Raw genomic sequence first — 14,001 nt, forward strand, 5'->3', positions numbered from 1 at the left:
CAGGCGCGGACCGTCGCGACGGAGCAGGCCAGGCCCGCGAACTCGGCGTGACCCAGCGGGTGCAGTACGGCCCAGCGTCCCGCGGTCGCTCGCTGGCGTTCGTAGCGGCAGGTGGCCTGCGGGTACGCGTTCATGCGATCGCCGCCGAGACGATGACGTCTGCTGCGTTGTCGGCCCCGGCCCAGACCCCTTCGCCCGGCCGCCACACCCTGGCCCACCAGGGCCGCCAGACGAACACCCAGCCGCAGGCACGACGGATGACTGCGATCCGGACCCTGGTCTCGCCCGCCGCCGCGACACCCTGAAGACCGGATTCGACTCCTACATCGGCCTTGAGGCCGATGCGGCGATGATCCGTACCTACGAGGCGCAGGTCATCCCAGGTCTCCTGCAGACCGAGGCCTACACCCGAGCTGTTATGGGTGCGGCGGCCATGAATCCCAGCCATCCTTACATCGAGAAGAAGGTCGGCGTTCGCCTTGCCCGCCAGCAGCTTCTGACACGTGATGCTCCGGTCCATCTGCACGCGGTGCTCGACCAGGCGGTATTGATGCGCGAGGTGGGCGGAGCAACGACGATGAGCGATCAGCTGGCCTTCCTGCTACAGCGAAGCAAGCTGCCGAACATCACGATCCAGGTGCTGCCTCTCAAACGGGGAGCCCACCCAGCCATGGACGGTCCTTTTGTCATCCTGGAGTTCCCCGACCCTGCTGATCCGGCTCTCGTCTATATCGAACAGGCCGTCAGCGGTCTGGTCCTCGAAGAAGCCGAAGAGCTCGCGAAATATACCTGGATGTTCAATAATCTAATCACCCAGTCGCTCACCGCCGAAGAGTCCGCCACCCTCATCTCCTCCATGATCGAGGTCGCCACCAATCTCCCCGGCATCGCGGCCGTCCGAGACAGTAAGGACCCCTTGGGGCCGGCGTTGGTCTTCTCGCCTGACGAGTGGCGAGCCTTCCTCAACGGTGTCAAGAACGATGCGTTCGACAAACTGAGGTAGTCAAGCGGGAGACGCTGCTCCTGGTTGTGATGCTTTGGGATCGTTCGTCGTGCAGCGAGAGGTGAACCTGGAGAAGAGCGAGAAAAGAGACGTGGGATGGCCATGAACGCAGATTCTCCCCGTGTCGTATGGCACAAGAGCAGCCTGAGCGGCAGCGGCAACAACTGCGTCGAGGTGGCCCACATGGATAACCACCACCTCATCCGAGACTCCAAGAATCCCGATGGCGCCACACTCTCCTTCTCCCCAAGCGACTGGACCGCCTTCCTCGGCCGTGTCAAGGCTGGGGACTTCGACCCGCGTCCCTGATCATGTGTGGGTCGGAGAAGTTCGCCTGGAGGGGGATCCGGTAGCAATCGCGGAAAATCCCACGGACACAGGTCCGACCTGCATGGGCAGAGCTTGGACCGCCGTTTCGTGATCTTGTTTCCCGAGGAATCTTCACAGGTCGGGGGCAACATCGTTGGATTCATGGTCATTACCCGGACGTCCCGCAGCCGAGTTCCCGGTTGGTAACGCCCTCACCACGATGGTGGTAAATCGCATCTTTTGTGCCGTTTCGCGGGCACGCTAAGGTCAAGCAGGAACGGGAGCCGGAAAGCAGGGACGGGATGGCGTGGGCAGCCCGGACGGTCGCCGTCGTCCTGGCCGTGCTGTCTCCGGCGCTGGTGGTCGCGGCCATGCTGATCTTCGCGGGACTTCCGGAGGAGTGGCTGCCGCCGGTGACGGTCACGCCGCTGACGGCGGCGGGGGTGACCTTTCCCGCGGTCGGCGCGTTCCTCATCGCGCATCGGCCTCGGCTCAAGCTGGCATGGCTGATGTGCGCGGGCGGGCTCGGCGGTGCCGTCTACGACTTCTCCCAGGCGACGGCGCTGGAGTCCGCGGCACGCGGGGATCTCGCGCTGGCGGGGCTCCTGAGATTCCCGGCGCAGGTGGGCTGGGCAGCGTGCACGCTCGCGCTGGAGATACTGCTGCCGCTGTACTCCCCGGACGGCAGGTTGCCCTCGCGGCGCTGGCGAGCGGTGGTGCTGCTGGGTGTGGTGTCCGTCGGTGCCGAGACCGCGCGCAAGTTCGTGCGGCCGGATCCGCCGCTCGAGGACTCCCCGTTTCCGGCCGTCATCCCCAACCCGCTGCAGATCCCCGCTCTGGCGCCGTACGACTCGGTGATGGTGGTGCTGATCTGGACGGGGATCTTCGTGGCGATCCCGCTGGCGGCGCTGTCCCTGCTGCCGCGTTTTCGCCGGGCGGACCCGGCGGGCAGGCGGCAGATCGGCTGGCCGCTGTCGGCGTTCGCCGGGTACATCGTGTTCATGCTCATGAGCCTGGTCGCGCCGGAGCTGTACTGGCTGTCGGTCCTCTGGGCGGCGCTCGTCCCCGTCGCGATGGTGTTCTCGGTGATGCGCTACCGGCTGTACGGCATCGACACCATCATCAGCCGGACCTTCGTCGCCGCGGGGCTGCTGGCCGTGGTCGGCGGGGTCTACTTCGGTGTGGCCGCGCTGTCGAGCCTGATGGTGTCCGGGTTCGACCAGATCGCCGGGCTGGTCACCGCCCTGTTCACGGGCGCGTTCTTCCAGCCGTTGCGCCGGATGCTGCAACGTGCCGTCGACCGCCTGCTCTACGGTCCGGTCGGCGATCCACGCGTGCTCGCCGAGCGGCTGGTCCAGGAGATGCGCCGGGGAGATCCGGCGCAAGCGCTGGCGTCGGTGATCGGCGTGCTGCGCGAGGGCCTGGCGGTACAGGGGGTCATGGTGGAGGTGACCGGCGGCGAACCGGGGGACCAGGTCAGCGTGGCAAGCATGGTCAGCGGGCAGGTCGGCGACTCCCCGCGCGAGGTACCGCTGGTCTGGCACGGCGAGCAGGTGGGGCGGCTGCTGGTCGGCCCGCCTACCCCGCGCCGCTTCCCCGCCGCACACGACGAGCGGGTGCTGGAAACGTTGGTCCCGTACGCGGCCGACGTGGCGCACGCGCTGCGGATGGCGGCCGACCTGCAGGGTTCCCGGGAGCGCATCCTGACCGCCCGGGAGGAGGAACGGCGGCGGCTACGCCGCGACCTGCACGACGGCCTGGGCCAGACGCTCAGCAGGATGGCCATGACCATCAACATGGCCCGCCTCAGCCTGAAGACCTCCCCGGAGGCGGCGGACGGGCTGCTGCGCGAGTTGCGTTCCGGCATGGACGCGGTCACGGGCGACATCCGGCAGCTCGTCTACGGCCTGCGCCCGCCCGCCTTGGACGATCTGGGCCTGGCCGCCGCCGTACAGGCGCTGGCCGGGCCGGCCGCCCCCGAAGGCCCCGCCACGGAGGTGAGCGTCGAGGGCGACCTGACCGACCTGCCCGCCGCCGTCGAGGTGGCCGTCTACCGGATCGCGCAGGAGGCGCTGACCAACGTCCGGCGGCACGCGCGTGCCACTCGCGTCCGTGTCGAGCTGCGTCGCGAGCCCGAGACGCTGCGCCTGCTGATCGCCGACGACGGCGTGGGCCTGCCGCCGAAGCGCCGCTCGGGCGTCGGCCTGGCCTCCATGCGCGAGCGCACCGCGGAGCTGGGCGGACTCTGCCTCATCAGCGGCGAGCCTGGGGAGGGCACCACGGTGGAGGTGACGCTCCCCGTTCCCACGACCGTTGCGCCGCCGGTACGGCAACACCGGACGGCTTCTGTCGGCAGGCAGTCGGCCCCCTGAGTCCGGAGATCACGAAGATCGTGGGCGTACCCCACGTGGCGAACCCGAGAACCGCCGTTCTCAAGGACCTGCCCATCTCCTCGTCCAGGCGCGGCGTCCCAATGATCTACAAGTCGTTCTCCACTGTCGGCCTCTAACCTCATCCGCGGTCCTCCTGAGCCGGAGCGACTCGGCGCGGTGCAGGCCCTCGAACGGGACTGCGACAGCGGCCCTTGAACGAGGTGAGAAGGAGGCGGTGGTGGACATGAGCATTGTGCCATTGTTTGGAATCGTGCCATTGTTCGGAATCGTGCTCGGAGCGGTGTTCGTCGGGGCCGGCATCCGGGTGATGATTGTCGGGCAGCGGCTGCGGCGGCACGGGGTGCGGGTGCCGGGCGTCGTCGTGGGACTGCGCAGGTCCAACAGAGGCAGCGGCAACCGCCTGTACTATCCCACGCTGCAGTTCCAGACGGTGCAGGGCTCCGTGGTGGAGGCCGCGTCGGATCTGGGCTCCAACCCGCCGCAGGTCCGTCCGGGCCAGCAGGTCATGGTGGTCTACGACCCCGAGCGCCCCCAGCGCGCCCGCCTGGACGGGGTGGGCGGCAGAGGTGTGCTCCTCGGCGTGCTGTTCATGACCGTCGGGGCGGTCATCCTGGTGCTCTCCCTGGTCTTCGCGGTCGGCTTCTGGGTCATCTTCTGGTCGTGAGGGCGGGGGCGGACTCGCGCGGCGGTCGTACGGGCTCGGGTGCTCGCGTAGAGGACGCCGGAGATGATCAGGGCGGCGGCGGTGAGTTTGACGGGGGAGATGGGCTCGCCGGTGAACAGGGCGGCCGAGGACATGCCGAAGACCGGGACGAGCAGGGCGGAAGGCGCGACCACCGAGGCGTCGTAGCGCTGGAGCAGGAAGCCCCAGATGCCGAAACCGCCGAGGGTGGAGATCAGCGCCACGTAGAGCACGGACAGGCTCCCCTGCACCGAGAACTCCAGCCGGGGAACACCCTCCACCAGCAGGGACAGGGCCAGCATGGGCAGGGCCGCGACCGCGCTGATCCAGACCATGAAGCGGAACGAGTTGGGCGGGGCGGCGCTCCTGACCGCGATGTTGCCCGCGCTCCAGAAGAACGCCGAGCCGACGACCAGCAGGAACGCGCCGACGGGGCCGCCGGTGCCCAGGTCGGCGGCGATCAGCACCAGTCCGGCGAGCGCGACGGCCATGCCGGTGATCCGCCGCGCGGTGAGCCGCTCCCCCAGCAGCACGACGGCCAGGACGGCGGTGAAGACCGCCTGAACCTGGACGACGAGCGAGGTCAGCCCGGCGGGCATGCCCGCCCGCATGCCCATCAGCAGCAGGGTGTACTGGCCGATGCCGAGGGTGGCCCCGGCGACGAGCACCTTGCGCCAGGGCACCCCGGGGCCGCCGACGAACAGCAGCGCGGGGAAGGCGGCCAGGGCGAAGCGCAGCGCCACGTAGAACAGCGGTGGAAAGTGCCGGAGCCCGACCTCCATGACGACGAAGTTGAAGCCCCAGAGGGCGGTGAGGCCGATGGCGAGGAGGAGGTGCCGGGTACGCATACATCCATCGTCGTTTTCAGTGATATTTCAGCACAAGCGAGAATTTCTGGCTTATGTCGTTTAGAGTTGCTTATGTGTTGGATCTCAATCGGCTCAAGGCACTGCACGCGGTCTCCGTCTACGGATCGGTGGGCGCGGCGGCCGAGGCGCTCATGGTCACCCCCTCCGCGGTCTCCCAGCAGCTCGCCAAGCTGGAACGGGAGACCGGCGCGACCCTGCTGGAGCGCAACGGGCGCGGGGTGCGGCTGACCGACGCGGCGGGGCTGCTCGCCGACCACGCCGGGCGCATCCTCGCGCTGGTCGAGACGGCGGAGGCCGACTTCGAGGCACTGCGCGGACAGGTCGTGGGGCGGCTCTGCATCGGCGCCTTCCCCACGGCGGCCAGGGGTCTGATGCCCGCCGCGCTGCTCCTGCTGCGCACCCGCCACCCCGACCTGAGGCTCCAGCTCATGGAACGCGAGCCCTCGCGGCAGATCCGCGAGGTGGCCAGGGGAGAGCTCGACCTCGCGGTGATCCAGGACTGGATGAACCGCCCACTGGCGATCTCCGAGGGGTTGTCCCGGGCGACGCTCTTCGACGACATCGCCGACGCGATCCTGCCCGCGACCCACCCACTGGCGGATCGCTCCGAGATCGAGCTGGCCGAGCTGTCCGGGGAGCAGTGGATCAGCTCTTCACCGGGCACGGTCTGCCACGACTGGCTGGTCTACACGCTGCGCTCGGCCGAGGTGGAGCCGGACATCGCCTGCATGGCGGATGAGTACCCCACCCAGATGGCCCTCGTCTCGGCCGGGCAGGGGTGCGCGATCATTCCCCGGCTGGGTCGTGACTTCGTCCCCTCCGGGGTGCGGGTCGTCCCGATCAGGTCGCGCCCGACCCGCAGGCTCTATGCGCTCTGGCGCAGTGACGCGGCCCGCCGCCCGGCGATCCGCGCCGCGGTCGAGGCGCTGAAGGCCGTCTCCGCCGATTTCCACATCCCCATCTCCGAGTCCGTCGAGGCGCCGTCCACCGTCCTGGCCGGGAACGTTCACCCGGTCGAGTGAGGATTCGCGGTCACCGTGCCGGGTGCGCCGTCCCGTGAGGCCGAAGACGTGCCCGGGGACCGTGGCAGGCAGCGGATCCAAGGACCTGCAAAGGGCGTCCACGGGACAGGGCCTAGCTGAGGGCGATCGTCACCACGCCGCCGACGATGACGCAGGCGGCCAGCAGCCGCCTGGTCAGGTCGCCCTCGGCCAGCAGCCTGCCGCCGAGCAGCACCGCGACGAGCACGCTGACCTCCCGTACCGGGGCCACCGCGCTGATCGGCGAGAAGGTGAACGCGGTCAGCGCCAGCAGGTAGGAGAGCGGCATCAGCACCGCCGCACCCAGCACCCGCGTCCAGTGCTCGCGCCAGACGGGCAGGACCAGACCCCGGCGGTGGCCGCCGAGCACCGGTGCGGTCAGCACGAGGGTGCGGCCGAAGTCGCCGAAGTAGTTGAGCAGGATCGGCGCGACCGCGAAGGCGCTCACCACCTGCTTGTCCCAGACGGTGTACGCCGCGATGAACACTCCGGTGGCCAGCCCGAACCCGATGCCGCTCAGATCCCGGCGGCTGGGCCTGCGCGCCATGCTGAGCAGGAAGACACCCACCCCGATCAGACCGATCCCCGCGATGCCCGCCAGGCCGGGTCGCTCGCCCAGGAACAGGACGGCGACCAGGCTGGCCAGCAGCGGTCCGGTGCCACGGGCGATCGGGTAGACCATCGACAGGTCGCCGTGCCGGTAGCCACGCTGGAGGAACATGAAGTAGCCCAGGTGCAGCGTGGTGCTCGCGGCGATCACCCCGAGGTCGGCCCACGAGAGACCGGTGCCGCCGAGGAGGAGATAGCCGAGCGCGACCGGGGTCCAGACCACCGTGGACGCGGCGGCCACCATCCAGACGAAGACGACGCCGTCGGCATCGGCCGCCTGCTTGCTCAGCAGGTTCCAGCAGGCGTGGGCGACGGCCGAGGTGAGGATGAGGGCGAGGGCGAACAGGCTCACGGGGGACCTTTCCGGACCGCCGGACCGCGGAACCTTAGCCACAAACGCCCCAGACCCTACTCGCCTTCGCCACGCGCTCCCAGTGGTCCACCTGACCTGCTGTGGGCCGGTAGCTGTGGGTAGGCTGGCGGAACCATGGCTGAGACCACCGTCGTTCACCTCCTGCGCCACGGTGAGGTGCACAATCCCGCTAACGTCCTGTACGGCAGGCTTCCCGACTACCACCTCTCCGACAACGGCGTGCAGATGGCCGAGACGGTGGCCAAGGCGGTCGCCGGCCGCGACGTCGTCGCGCTGTTCTCCTCCCCGCTGGAGCGCGCCCAGGAGACCGCCGCCCCGCTCGCCGCGACCTTCCACCTGGACGTCACGCTCGACGAGCGGCTGATCGAGGCCGAGAACATCTTCGAAGGTCTCTCCGTCGGCGGAGGAGACGGTGTCTTCCGCAACCCGCGCTTCTACCGCTACCTGTGGAACCCGCTTCGTCCCTCCTGGGGAGAGCGCTACAGCCACCTGGTCAACCGGATGAGCGGCGCGATCAACGCCGCGCGCAGGGCGGCGCGCGGCCATGAGGCGATCATGGTGAGCCACCAGCTCCCGATCTGGATCATCCGGCTCGCCGCCGAGGGCAGGCGCCTGCCGCACGACCCGCGCCGCAGGCAGTGCGCTCTGGCCAGCCTCACCAGCTTCGCCTTCGAGGGGGACCGTCTGATCAGCGTGGGGTACAGCGAGCCCGCGGCGGCACTCGTCAAACGCCCCACTGTGCCGGGCGCCTGACCCCGCCGGTACAGTGATTGCTCTACCGGTTGTAGTACAGGGAGCCTCCGTCATCCATGCGCGTACAATCCTTTGCCGCCGTCGCGCTGCTCATCGCCGTGGCCGGATGTGCCGGAAACCAGGGGGCGCAGCCGCAGACCGGCGACACCCGGTTCATCGCAGGCGACGGCAAGATCACCCTGTTCCAGGCCGCCGACCGCAAGGTCGCGCCGCCTGTTGAGGGGGAGACCCTCGACGGGGGCACCGCGACGCTCGCCGCACACAAGGGCAAGGTCGTGGTGCTCAACTTCTGGGCCTCCTGGTGCGCGCCCTGCCGGGCTGAGGCGCCGGTGCTCAAGGACATCTCCGCCAAGACGAAGGCGGACGGTGTGGAGTTCCTCGGCATCGACTTCAAGGACCGCAAGGCCGACGCGCTCGCCTTCGAACGGAGCCACAAGTCCGGCTACCCGAGCATCTTCGACCAGCCGGGCAAGGTCGCGCTCTCCTTCCAGGGCACGGTCCCGCCCGCGGCCATCCCCTCCACGCTGATCATCGACCGCCAGGGCAGGATCGCCGCCAGGGCACTCGGCGCGGTCAAGTACAACGACCTCCTCGACGCCGTGACCAAGGTCGGTAATGAGAGATGACGGCCCCGGGCGATGGCTGGGCCCGCGATGAGCGCTGACCTCGTGGGCACCGTCGCGAGCGGTTCGCTGGCGCTGGCGCTGCCGATAGCGGTCGCGGCCGGGCTGGTGTCGTTCCTGTCGCCGTGCGTGCTGCCGCTCGTGCCCGGCTACCTGTCGTACGTGACCGGCATGAGCGCCGACCCCAGGCGGGGGCGCATGGTCGCGGGCATCGTGCTGTTCGTCCTCGGGTTCGCCGCCGTGTTCGTGGCCGGAGGGGCGCTCTTCGGCGGGCTCGGCGCGATGCTGTTCGGCAACGCCGGGATCATCACGCGGGTGCTGGGCGCCCTCACGATCGTGCTCGGCCTGGCCTTCATGGGAGTCATCCCCGGCCTGCAGCGCGACTTCCGCATCCACCGGCTCCCGGCCGCGGGCCTGGCGGGGGCGCCCCTGCTCGGCCTGGTGTTCGGCCTGGGCTGGACCCCCTGCATCGGCCCCACCCTCGGGGTCGTGCTCACCCTCGGCCTGAACGAGGGCAGCGCCGGCCGCGGTGCGATACTCGCCTTCGCGTACGCGCTCGGCCTCGGCCTGCCGTTCGTGGCGGCCGGGCTGGCGTACAGCAGGGCCCTGAGGACCTTCAAGGCGATACGCCGGCACTCGCAGCTGATCACGCGGGTGGGCGGCGTCATGCTGGTCGTCGTCGGCGTCCTGCTCGTCACCGGGCTCTGGGAGCAACTCGTCGCGACGATCCAGGGCTGGGTCGGCGGATTCGAGCCGGTGATCTGATGGGGCACATCGACCCTGGGACGGGAGAGCGAGCGGTGGCCGAGCCGCAGACGGAGACGGTGGCCGCGAGCAGTCCCGAGGCCAACGGGAAGAACGGAAAGAACGGGAGGAACGAGGAACGGCGGCCCGTGGGAATCGGGTTCGTGGGCTGGGCGCGCTGGTTCTGGCGGACGCTCACCTCGATGCGGATCGCGCTGATCCTGCTGTTCCTGTTCGCCCTGGCGTCCATTCCCGGCTCGATCTGGCCGCAGCGCGGTGTCTCCGACGCCAAGGTCTTCCAGTATTTCGAGGACAGCCCCCGGCTCGCCGAGTGGCTGGACAGGTTCTGGCTGTTCGACGTGTTCAGGGCGCCCTGGTTCGCCGCGATCTACCTTCTGCTCTTCCTGTCCCTGATCGGCTGCGTGCTCCCCCGTACCATGACCCACCTGCGGGAGCTGCGCAGGAAGCCGCCCGCGGCGCCGCGCAACCTGGGCAGGCTGCCGCAGCACGCCTCCTTCGAGGCCCCGCTGACCGTCGAGGAGGCCGCCGCCACGCTGCGTGCCAAGCGGTTCCGGGTGATCACGGGGCCCGGCTGGGTCGCCGGGGAGAAGGGCTACCTGCGCGAGACCGGCAACCTGCTGTTCCACGTGTCCCTGCTCGGCCTGCTGCTCGCGGTGGGGATCGGCACGCTCTACGGCTACCGGGGCAACGTGCTGGTCGTGGAGGGCGAGGGGTTCGCCAACACGGTCGCGGCCTACGACCGCTACATGCCGGGGCAGCAGGTGAACGCCGAGTCGCTGGAGCCGTTCTCCTTCACGGTCGAGGACTTCCAGGCGAGCTACATCGCGAAGGGTGAGAAGACCGGGCAGCCCATCGACTTCGAGGCCAGGCTCAAGGTCGAGGACGCCCCCGGCGCCCCCGCGCGCGACTACGTCCTCAAGGTCAACGAGCCGCTGAACGTCAACGGCACGCAGAGTTACCTGATCGACCACGGGTACGCGCCGACCTTCAGGATCACCGATGGCAAGGGCCAGGTCGCCTTCGACGGGCCGGTGCCCTGCCTGGTCGTCCAGCCCGCCAACTTCACCTCCGAGTGCGTGATCAAGGTCCCGGACGCGCAGCCGGAGCAGCTCGGCCTCCTGATCGGCTTCCTGCCGACGACGGTCCCGGTGGGCTCGGAGTGGGTGTCGGTCTTCCCCGGCGCCGCCAACCCCACGGCCCAGGTCTACGGTGCCTTCGCCGGTGATCTGGGCCTGAAGGACGGCCGGCCGCAGTCGGTCTACGAGCTCGACCCGGAGAGCCTGAAGAAGATGAAGCCGCTGGTCATGAAGGCGGACCCGCTGGCGGTCAACGAGAAGCTCACGCTCCCGGACGGTATGGGCTCCATCGAGTTCACCGGCGTCAGGGAGTGGATCGCCCTGCAGATCACCTACGATCCCGGCCGGATACCGGCGTTCGTCGCCTCGGTCCTCGCCGTGGCCGGCCTCGTGCTGGCCCTGACCGTCCGCCGCCGCAGGGTGTGGGTACGGGTTCACGACGAGGCCGGTCGGCCCGAGGGCGAGAGCCGGCAGGTCGAGGTGGGCGGCCTCACGCGTACCGAGGGGGGCGATTTCGACGAGGAGTTCACCGAGATCGTCTCCGCTTTGAACCCAGGAATTTCCAACCCAGGAGTTAAGGATGCCCGTTGAGGTCGATGCCGGCCTCGCCACCCTGAGCGATCAGCTCATCTTGGCGACGGTGCTGCTCTACGTCTTCGCAATGATCGCCTACGCCCTCGACCTGGCCTTCAGCCGGTCCGCGGGGGTGTCGGCCCGCGCGGCGGCGCAGCCCGCGCTCGCCACCGTCGGCGGTGGTGGTGCGGCCCCGGGCACCCCGGAGTCCGCCCCGGTGGGGGGCGAAGGTCCCACTGACAAGGCGCCCGGTGCCTGGGCGACGCGGGTTGGGCCGGTGGCCGTCGGGCTGAGCTGGCTCGGCTGGGCCGCGAACCTCGGGGCCCTCCTCACCCGGGGCCTGGCCGTGGACCGGTGGCCGTGGGGCAACATGTACGAGTTCGTGGTCGCGATGTGTTTCGCGGCGGTGAGCGCGTTCCTGTTCATGAACCTCCGCTACCGGGTCCGCTTCCTCGGCGCGTTCGTCATGGTCACGGCGGCTCTCGGGCTCGGCTTCGCGGTCCGGTACCTGGAGGTGCAGGCCGGCCCGGTGGTGCCCGCGCTCAACAGCTACTGGGTCCTGATCCACGTGTCGGCGGCGATCGTCGCCAGCGGCCTGTTCCTGATGGCCGGGATCGCGGGCATCCTCTACCTGGTCAGGAAGGACACCGCGGTCCTGCTGCCGTCCCGGCCGCAGTTGGAGCGGGTCGCGCACCGGGCCATCGTGATCGGCTTCCCGATCTGGACCTTCGCCGTCATCGCCGGGGCGCTCTGGGCGGACAAGGCCTGGGGCCGCTACTGGGGCTGGGACCCCAAGGAGGTCTGGGCGTTCATCACCTGGGTCGTCTACGCCGCCTACCTGCACGCCAGGGCCACCGCGGGCTGGAAGGGCAAGGCCGCCACGATCGTGCAGCTCGTCGCCTGCGCCTGCCTGCTGTTCAACCTGGTCGGGGTGAACATCTTCTTCGGGGGCCTGCACTCCTACGCCGAGGTTCCCTGAGCCCGGCGCCGAGCCCCGGCTGACCGGCCGCATCGGCCGGTCAGCCGTCGTCCGTCCGGTCAGTCCTCGTCGCGCAGGCGGCGGTCGAGGTCCTTGAGGAAGTCGGGGTCGTCGTCGGGGCCCTTCGGGGCCTCGGGGCGCTGTGGCATGTCCTTCGCCAGGAGCGAGCGGGGCGCCCTGGGGCCGTACGGTCGGCCGAGCAGCAGCCAGAAGAGCCCTCCGACGGCCAGCAGCAGCACCACGATGAGCACCCAGAGGAGCTTGGGCAGGTTTCTGGACTCCTCGTCCGGCGTGGTGATGACGTCGAACAGGCAGTAGAGCCAGAAGGCGAATATCGCCAGACCGACAAGCAGGGGCATGCCCGAACTGTAAGCCATTGTGAGCTCGGTTGCGGTCAGCCCTTCGTTACGGATGACTGGCAAGGGCTCACCCGGTTAACGTAGAACCCGTTGACACTTCCCCAGGGGGTGTGATGGCACAATCGGGCGACAAGGGCCGCCATCGACGGCGGTGGTGGCAGCGAGGTCCGGCCGCGCGTGCGGAGAGTGCTGTGCGGGAAGCTCCGCGTGAGGTTCCCCGCGAGGCTCCCCGTGAGGTTCCCCGCGAAGCGGAGCGCCGGGTCGGGGCGGTCACGGCCCCGGTGGTCGACCGCCCGCAGTACACCTGGAAGGACTTCGAGCTCGACGACGAGCGTCCCCGGGCACAGCCCAACTCTCCGGACACCCCCGATCTGGGTGACGGCCTGCGCCACTGCGGGCGCCTGGAGCGCATCCTGCACCGTCAGTGGGACTCGCGGTGGGAGATCCCGCCTCCGGAGGTCGTGCGGGCGGTGGAGAGCCTGGCCAGGTTGCCCGACCTGCTGAAGGACAAGCTGGCCGACGGTCTCGACGGCATCTACGTCGGCGCGGGCGGGGTGCCCGACCTGGACGACATGGGATACCTGCGCGGTGCGCCGCTGCCCTCGGGCCGGGCGACCTGGGACGTCTGCGCGGGAGCGTACGGTGACCGCAAGATCGTGGTGGGAGATCGGCCCTCGCCCACTCCCGACGTGATGATGCACGAGGTCGGACATGCCCTGGACGATGTGGACGCCCCCCACGGCGACTGGGTCTCCGACTGCCCGGAGTTCGCCGCCCTCTACGCCCAGTGCGTTCCCGTGCTGGCCTCGGGGTTCCATCTCCAGCCGGGCGACCTGGGCCGCAAGGAGTTCTTCGCCGATGCCTTCGCCGCGATCGTCTCCCGGCAGCGCCCCGCGCTGGTCGACATGCTGGGCGGCGACACGCGAATGGCGCTCAACGTCATGTTGTTCTTCAACCGGCGCTACGGAATCTAGGTGATCTGGGATGTACGTCGTCAGGCTCGCTGACGGTACTCTGCGCGTTCCGCAGACCCTGGCCGGCGATGACGGGCGTCTGATCGGCAACGCCTATGTCGAGGTGTCTCCGGGGGATCCCGATTATGACCGCTGGCTGGCCGAGTCGCTCACCGAGGAGGAGTGGGCCGAGCGGCGGCGGCGCTGGTTGGCGGAGAACGACGACCTGGAGCGGGAGTTCCTGGCTTTCAAGGCCGAGCAGGAGACCTAGGCCGGTTCAGGTACGGGTGTGGTCACCGTCCGTGTCGTGTGGCATTTCACACGACTCCACGGTGACCCTGCGGCTTCCGGGTAAGGCGCGCAGGATCACCGATGGTGTGACGTCCTAAGTCGTCAGACGCGCGGGGACTCGCCTGCAGGCCGTTCGGCCGTCAAGACGTCCTCTCCACGCAGAAGGGCGTGCACTTCCGATTCGCGGAAACGCCGGTGCCCTCCGGGGGTACGGATGCTGCTGATACGGCCTGCCGCGGCCCAGCGTGTAACCGTCTTTGGGTCGACCCGGAAGAGGGCGGCAACCTCTCCGGGTGTCAGCAGACGCTCGCTGCTACTCTCCACAATCTCTCCCCCTCGCATCCCGCTTCC

General features: G+C 69.4%; 16 protein-coding genes and 1 pseudogene. 13 read left to right on the forward strand and 4 right to left on the reverse strand.

What is annotated here, in order from left to right; translation table 11 throughout:
• The 5 genes and pseudogenes from ABZ260_RS09615 to ABZ260_RS09635 all read left to right on the forward strand — a co-directional run.
• Nucleotides 1-305 (forward strand): hypothetical protein (locus tag ABZ260_RS09615; protein ID WP_355615112.1); only part of this gene is annotated, 305 nt, incomplete at its 5' end.
• 20 nt (nucleotides 306-325) lie between these two features.
• Nucleotides 326-1,003, forward strand: coding sequence for a DUF397 domain-containing protein (locus ABZ260_RS09620; protein ID WP_355615103.1), 678 nt, complete (start codon nucleotides 326-328; stop codon nucleotides 1,001-1,003).
• A gap of 102 nt (nucleotides 1,004-1,105) precedes the next feature.
• Nucleotides 1,106-1,312 carry a DUF397 domain-containing protein gene (locus ABZ260_RS09625; protein WP_355615038.1) on the forward strand — a complete coding sequence of 69 codons (207 nt, stop codon included), beginning with the start codon at nucleotides 1,106-1,108 and terminating at the stop codon, nucleotides 1,310-1,312.
• A 302-nt stretch (nucleotides 1,313-1,614) separates the two neighbouring features.
• Nucleotides 1,615-3,684 carry a sensor histidine kinase gene (locus tag ABZ260_RS09630; protein WP_355615041.1) on the forward strand — a complete coding sequence of 690 codons (2,070 nt, stop codon included), beginning with the start codon at nucleotides 1,615-1,617 and terminating at the stop codon, nucleotides 3,682-3,684.
• 244 nt (nucleotides 3,685-3,928) lie between these two features.
• Nucleotides 3,929-4,258, forward strand: a pseudogene (locus ABZ260_RS09635) (DUF3592 domain-containing protein); the annotation flags it as partial.
• Here ABZ260_RS09635 and ABZ260_RS09640 read toward each other — a convergent pair.
• On the reverse strand, nucleotides 4,219-5,235 hold the full coding sequence (locus ABZ260_RS09640) for an EamA family transporter (RefSeq protein ID WP_355615044.1): 1,017 nt from the start codon (nucleotides 5,233-5,235) through the stop codon (nucleotides 4,219-4,221). The pseudogene ABZ260_RS09635 and the gene ABZ260_RS09640 overlap by 40 nt on opposite strands.
• A gap of 74 nt (nucleotides 5,236-5,309) precedes the next feature.
• Between ABZ260_RS09640 and ABZ260_RS09645 the strand changes: the two genes are divergently transcribed.
• The gene (locus ABZ260_RS09645; RefSeq protein ID WP_355615047.1) at nucleotides 5,310-6,278 is read left to right on the forward strand and encodes a LysR family transcriptional regulator; all 969 of its coding nucleotides are present in this window, start codon (nucleotides 5,310-5,312) and stop codon (nucleotides 6,276-6,278) included.
• A 112-nt stretch (nucleotides 6,279-6,390) separates the two neighbouring features.
• On the opposite strand, the gene ABZ260_RS09650 is transcribed toward ABZ260_RS09645, so the two are convergent.
• Nucleotides 6,391-7,257: a DMT family transporter gene (locus tag ABZ260_RS09650; RefSeq protein WP_355615050.1), complete on the reverse strand. Its 867-nt coding sequence runs from the start codon at nucleotides 7,255-7,257 to the stop codon at nucleotides 6,391-6,393.
• A gap of 135 nt (nucleotides 7,258-7,392) precedes the next feature.
• Between ABZ260_RS09650 and ABZ260_RS09655 the strand changes: the two genes are divergently transcribed.
• From ABZ260_RS09655 to ccsB, 5 genes are read left to right on the forward strand one after another with little or no spacing between them, the layout of a single operon-like run.
• Complete coding sequence (locus tag ABZ260_RS09655; protein ID WP_355549975.1) at nucleotides 7,393-8,031, forward strand: histidine phosphatase family protein; 639 nt, start codon at nucleotides 7,393-7,395, stop codon at nucleotides 8,029-8,031.
• 56 nt (nucleotides 8,032-8,087) lie between these two features.
• Nucleotides 8,088-8,657 carry a TlpA disulfide reductase family protein gene (locus ABZ260_RS09660; protein ID WP_355615053.1) on the forward strand — a complete coding sequence of 190 codons (570 nt, stop codon included), beginning with the start codon at nucleotides 8,088-8,090 and terminating at the stop codon, nucleotides 8,655-8,657.
• A gap of 27 nt (nucleotides 8,658-8,684) precedes the next feature.
• Nucleotides 8,685-9,419, forward strand: coding sequence for a cytochrome c biogenesis protein CcdA (locus tag ABZ260_RS09665; RefSeq protein WP_355615056.1), 735 nt, complete (start codon nucleotides 8,685-8,687; stop codon nucleotides 9,417-9,419).
• The gene (locus ABZ260_RS09670) at nucleotides 9,419-11,086 is read left to right on the forward strand and encodes a cytochrome c biogenesis protein ResB (protein WP_355615059.1); all 1,668 of its coding nucleotides are present in this window, start codon (nucleotides 9,419-9,421) and stop codon (nucleotides 11,084-11,086) included. The genes ABZ260_RS09665 and ABZ260_RS09670 overlap by 1 nt, the downstream gene beginning before the upstream one ends.
• Nucleotides 11,076-12,047, forward strand: a complete 972-nt coding sequence (gene ccsB, locus ABZ260_RS09675) for a c-type cytochrome biogenesis protein CcsB (protein WP_355615061.1) — start codon at nucleotides 11,076-11,078, stop codon at nucleotides 12,045-12,047. Before ABZ260_RS09670 ends, ccsB begins: the two co-directional genes overlap by 11 nt.
• A 59-nt stretch (nucleotides 12,048-12,106) precedes the next feature.
• Here the strand turns inward: ccsB and ABZ260_RS09680 are convergent, their stop codons facing one another.
• Nucleotides 12,107-12,406, reverse strand: a complete 300-nt coding sequence (locus ABZ260_RS09680) for a PLDc N-terminal domain-containing protein (RefSeq protein ID WP_355615064.1) — start codon at nucleotides 12,404-12,406, stop codon at nucleotides 12,107-12,109.
• A 191-nt stretch (nucleotides 12,407-12,597) separates the two neighbouring features.
• On the opposite strand from ABZ260_RS09680, the gene ABZ260_RS09685 reads away from it, so the two are divergent.
• Nucleotides 12,598-13,380: a hypothetical protein gene (locus ABZ260_RS09685; protein WP_355615067.1), complete on the forward strand. Its 783-nt coding sequence runs from the start codon at nucleotides 12,598-12,600 to the stop codon at nucleotides 13,378-13,380.
• A 10-nt stretch (nucleotides 13,381-13,390) separates the two neighbouring features.
• On the forward strand, nucleotides 13,391-13,630 hold the full coding sequence (locus ABZ260_RS09690; protein WP_355549988.1) for a hypothetical protein: 240 nt from the start codon (nucleotides 13,391-13,393) through the stop codon (nucleotides 13,628-13,630).
• A 122-nt stretch (nucleotides 13,631-13,752) separates the two neighbouring features.
• On the opposite strand, the gene ABZ260_RS09695 is transcribed toward ABZ260_RS09690, so the two are convergent.
• Nucleotides 13,753-13,992: a BldC family transcriptional regulator gene (locus ABZ260_RS09695; RefSeq protein ID WP_012887349.1), complete on the reverse strand. Its 240-nt coding sequence runs from the start codon at nucleotides 13,990-13,992 to the stop codon at nucleotides 13,753-13,755.
• Nucleotides 13,993-14,001: the final 9 nt, after the last annotated feature.

It is taken from the genome of Streptosporangium sp. NPDC006013, assembly GCF_040614275.1.
Classification (GTDB): domain Bacteria; phylum Actinomycetota; class Actinomycetes; order Streptosporangiales; family Streptosporangiaceae; genus Streptosporangium.

Bases quoted from the DNA above. Each gene is read 5' to 3' on its own strand.
- ABZ260_RS09625 (WP_355615038.1), top strand. From the start codon at position 1,106: ATGAACGCAGATTCTCCCCGTGTCGTATGGCACAAGAGCAGCCTGAGC.
- ABZ260_RS09630 (WP_355615041.1), top strand. From the start codon at position 1,615: ATGGCGTGGGCAGCCCGGACGGTCGCCGTCGTCCTGGCCGTGCTGTCT.
- ABZ260_RS09640 (WP_355615044.1), bottom strand. From the start codon at position 5,235: ATGCGTACCCGGCACCTCCTCCTCGCCATCGGCCTCACCGCCCTCTGG.
- ABZ260_RS09655 (WP_355549975.1), top strand. From the start codon at position 7,393: ATGGCTGAGACCACCGTCGTTCACCTCCTGCGCCACGGTGAGGTGCAC.
- ABZ260_RS09660 (WP_355615053.1), top strand. From the start codon at position 8,088: ATGCGCGTACAATCCTTTGCCGCCGTCGCGCTGCTCATCGCCGTGGCC.
- ABZ260_RS09665 (WP_355615056.1), top strand. From the start codon at position 8,685: ATGAGCGCTGACCTCGTGGGCACCGTCGCGAGCGGTTCGCTGGCGCTG.
- ABZ260_RS09670 (WP_355615059.1), top strand. From the start codon at position 9,419: ATGGGGCACATCGACCCTGGGACGGGAGAGCGAGCGGTGGCCGAGCCG.
- ccsB (WP_355615061.1), top strand. From the start codon at position 11,076: ATGCCCGTTGAGGTCGATGCCGGCCTCGCCACCCTGAGCGATCAGCTC.
- ABZ260_RS09680 (WP_355615064.1), bottom strand. From the start codon at position 12,406: ATGCCCCTGCTTGTCGGTCTGGCGATATTCGCCTTCTGGCTCTACTGC.
- ABZ260_RS09690 (WP_355549988.1), top strand. From the start codon at position 13,391: ATGTACGTCGTCAGGCTCGCTGACGGTACTCTGCGCGTTCCGCAGACC.
- ABZ260_RS09695 (WP_012887349.1), bottom strand. From the start codon at position 13,992: ATGCGAGGGGGAGAGATTGTGGAGAGTAGCAGCGAGCGTCTGCTGACA.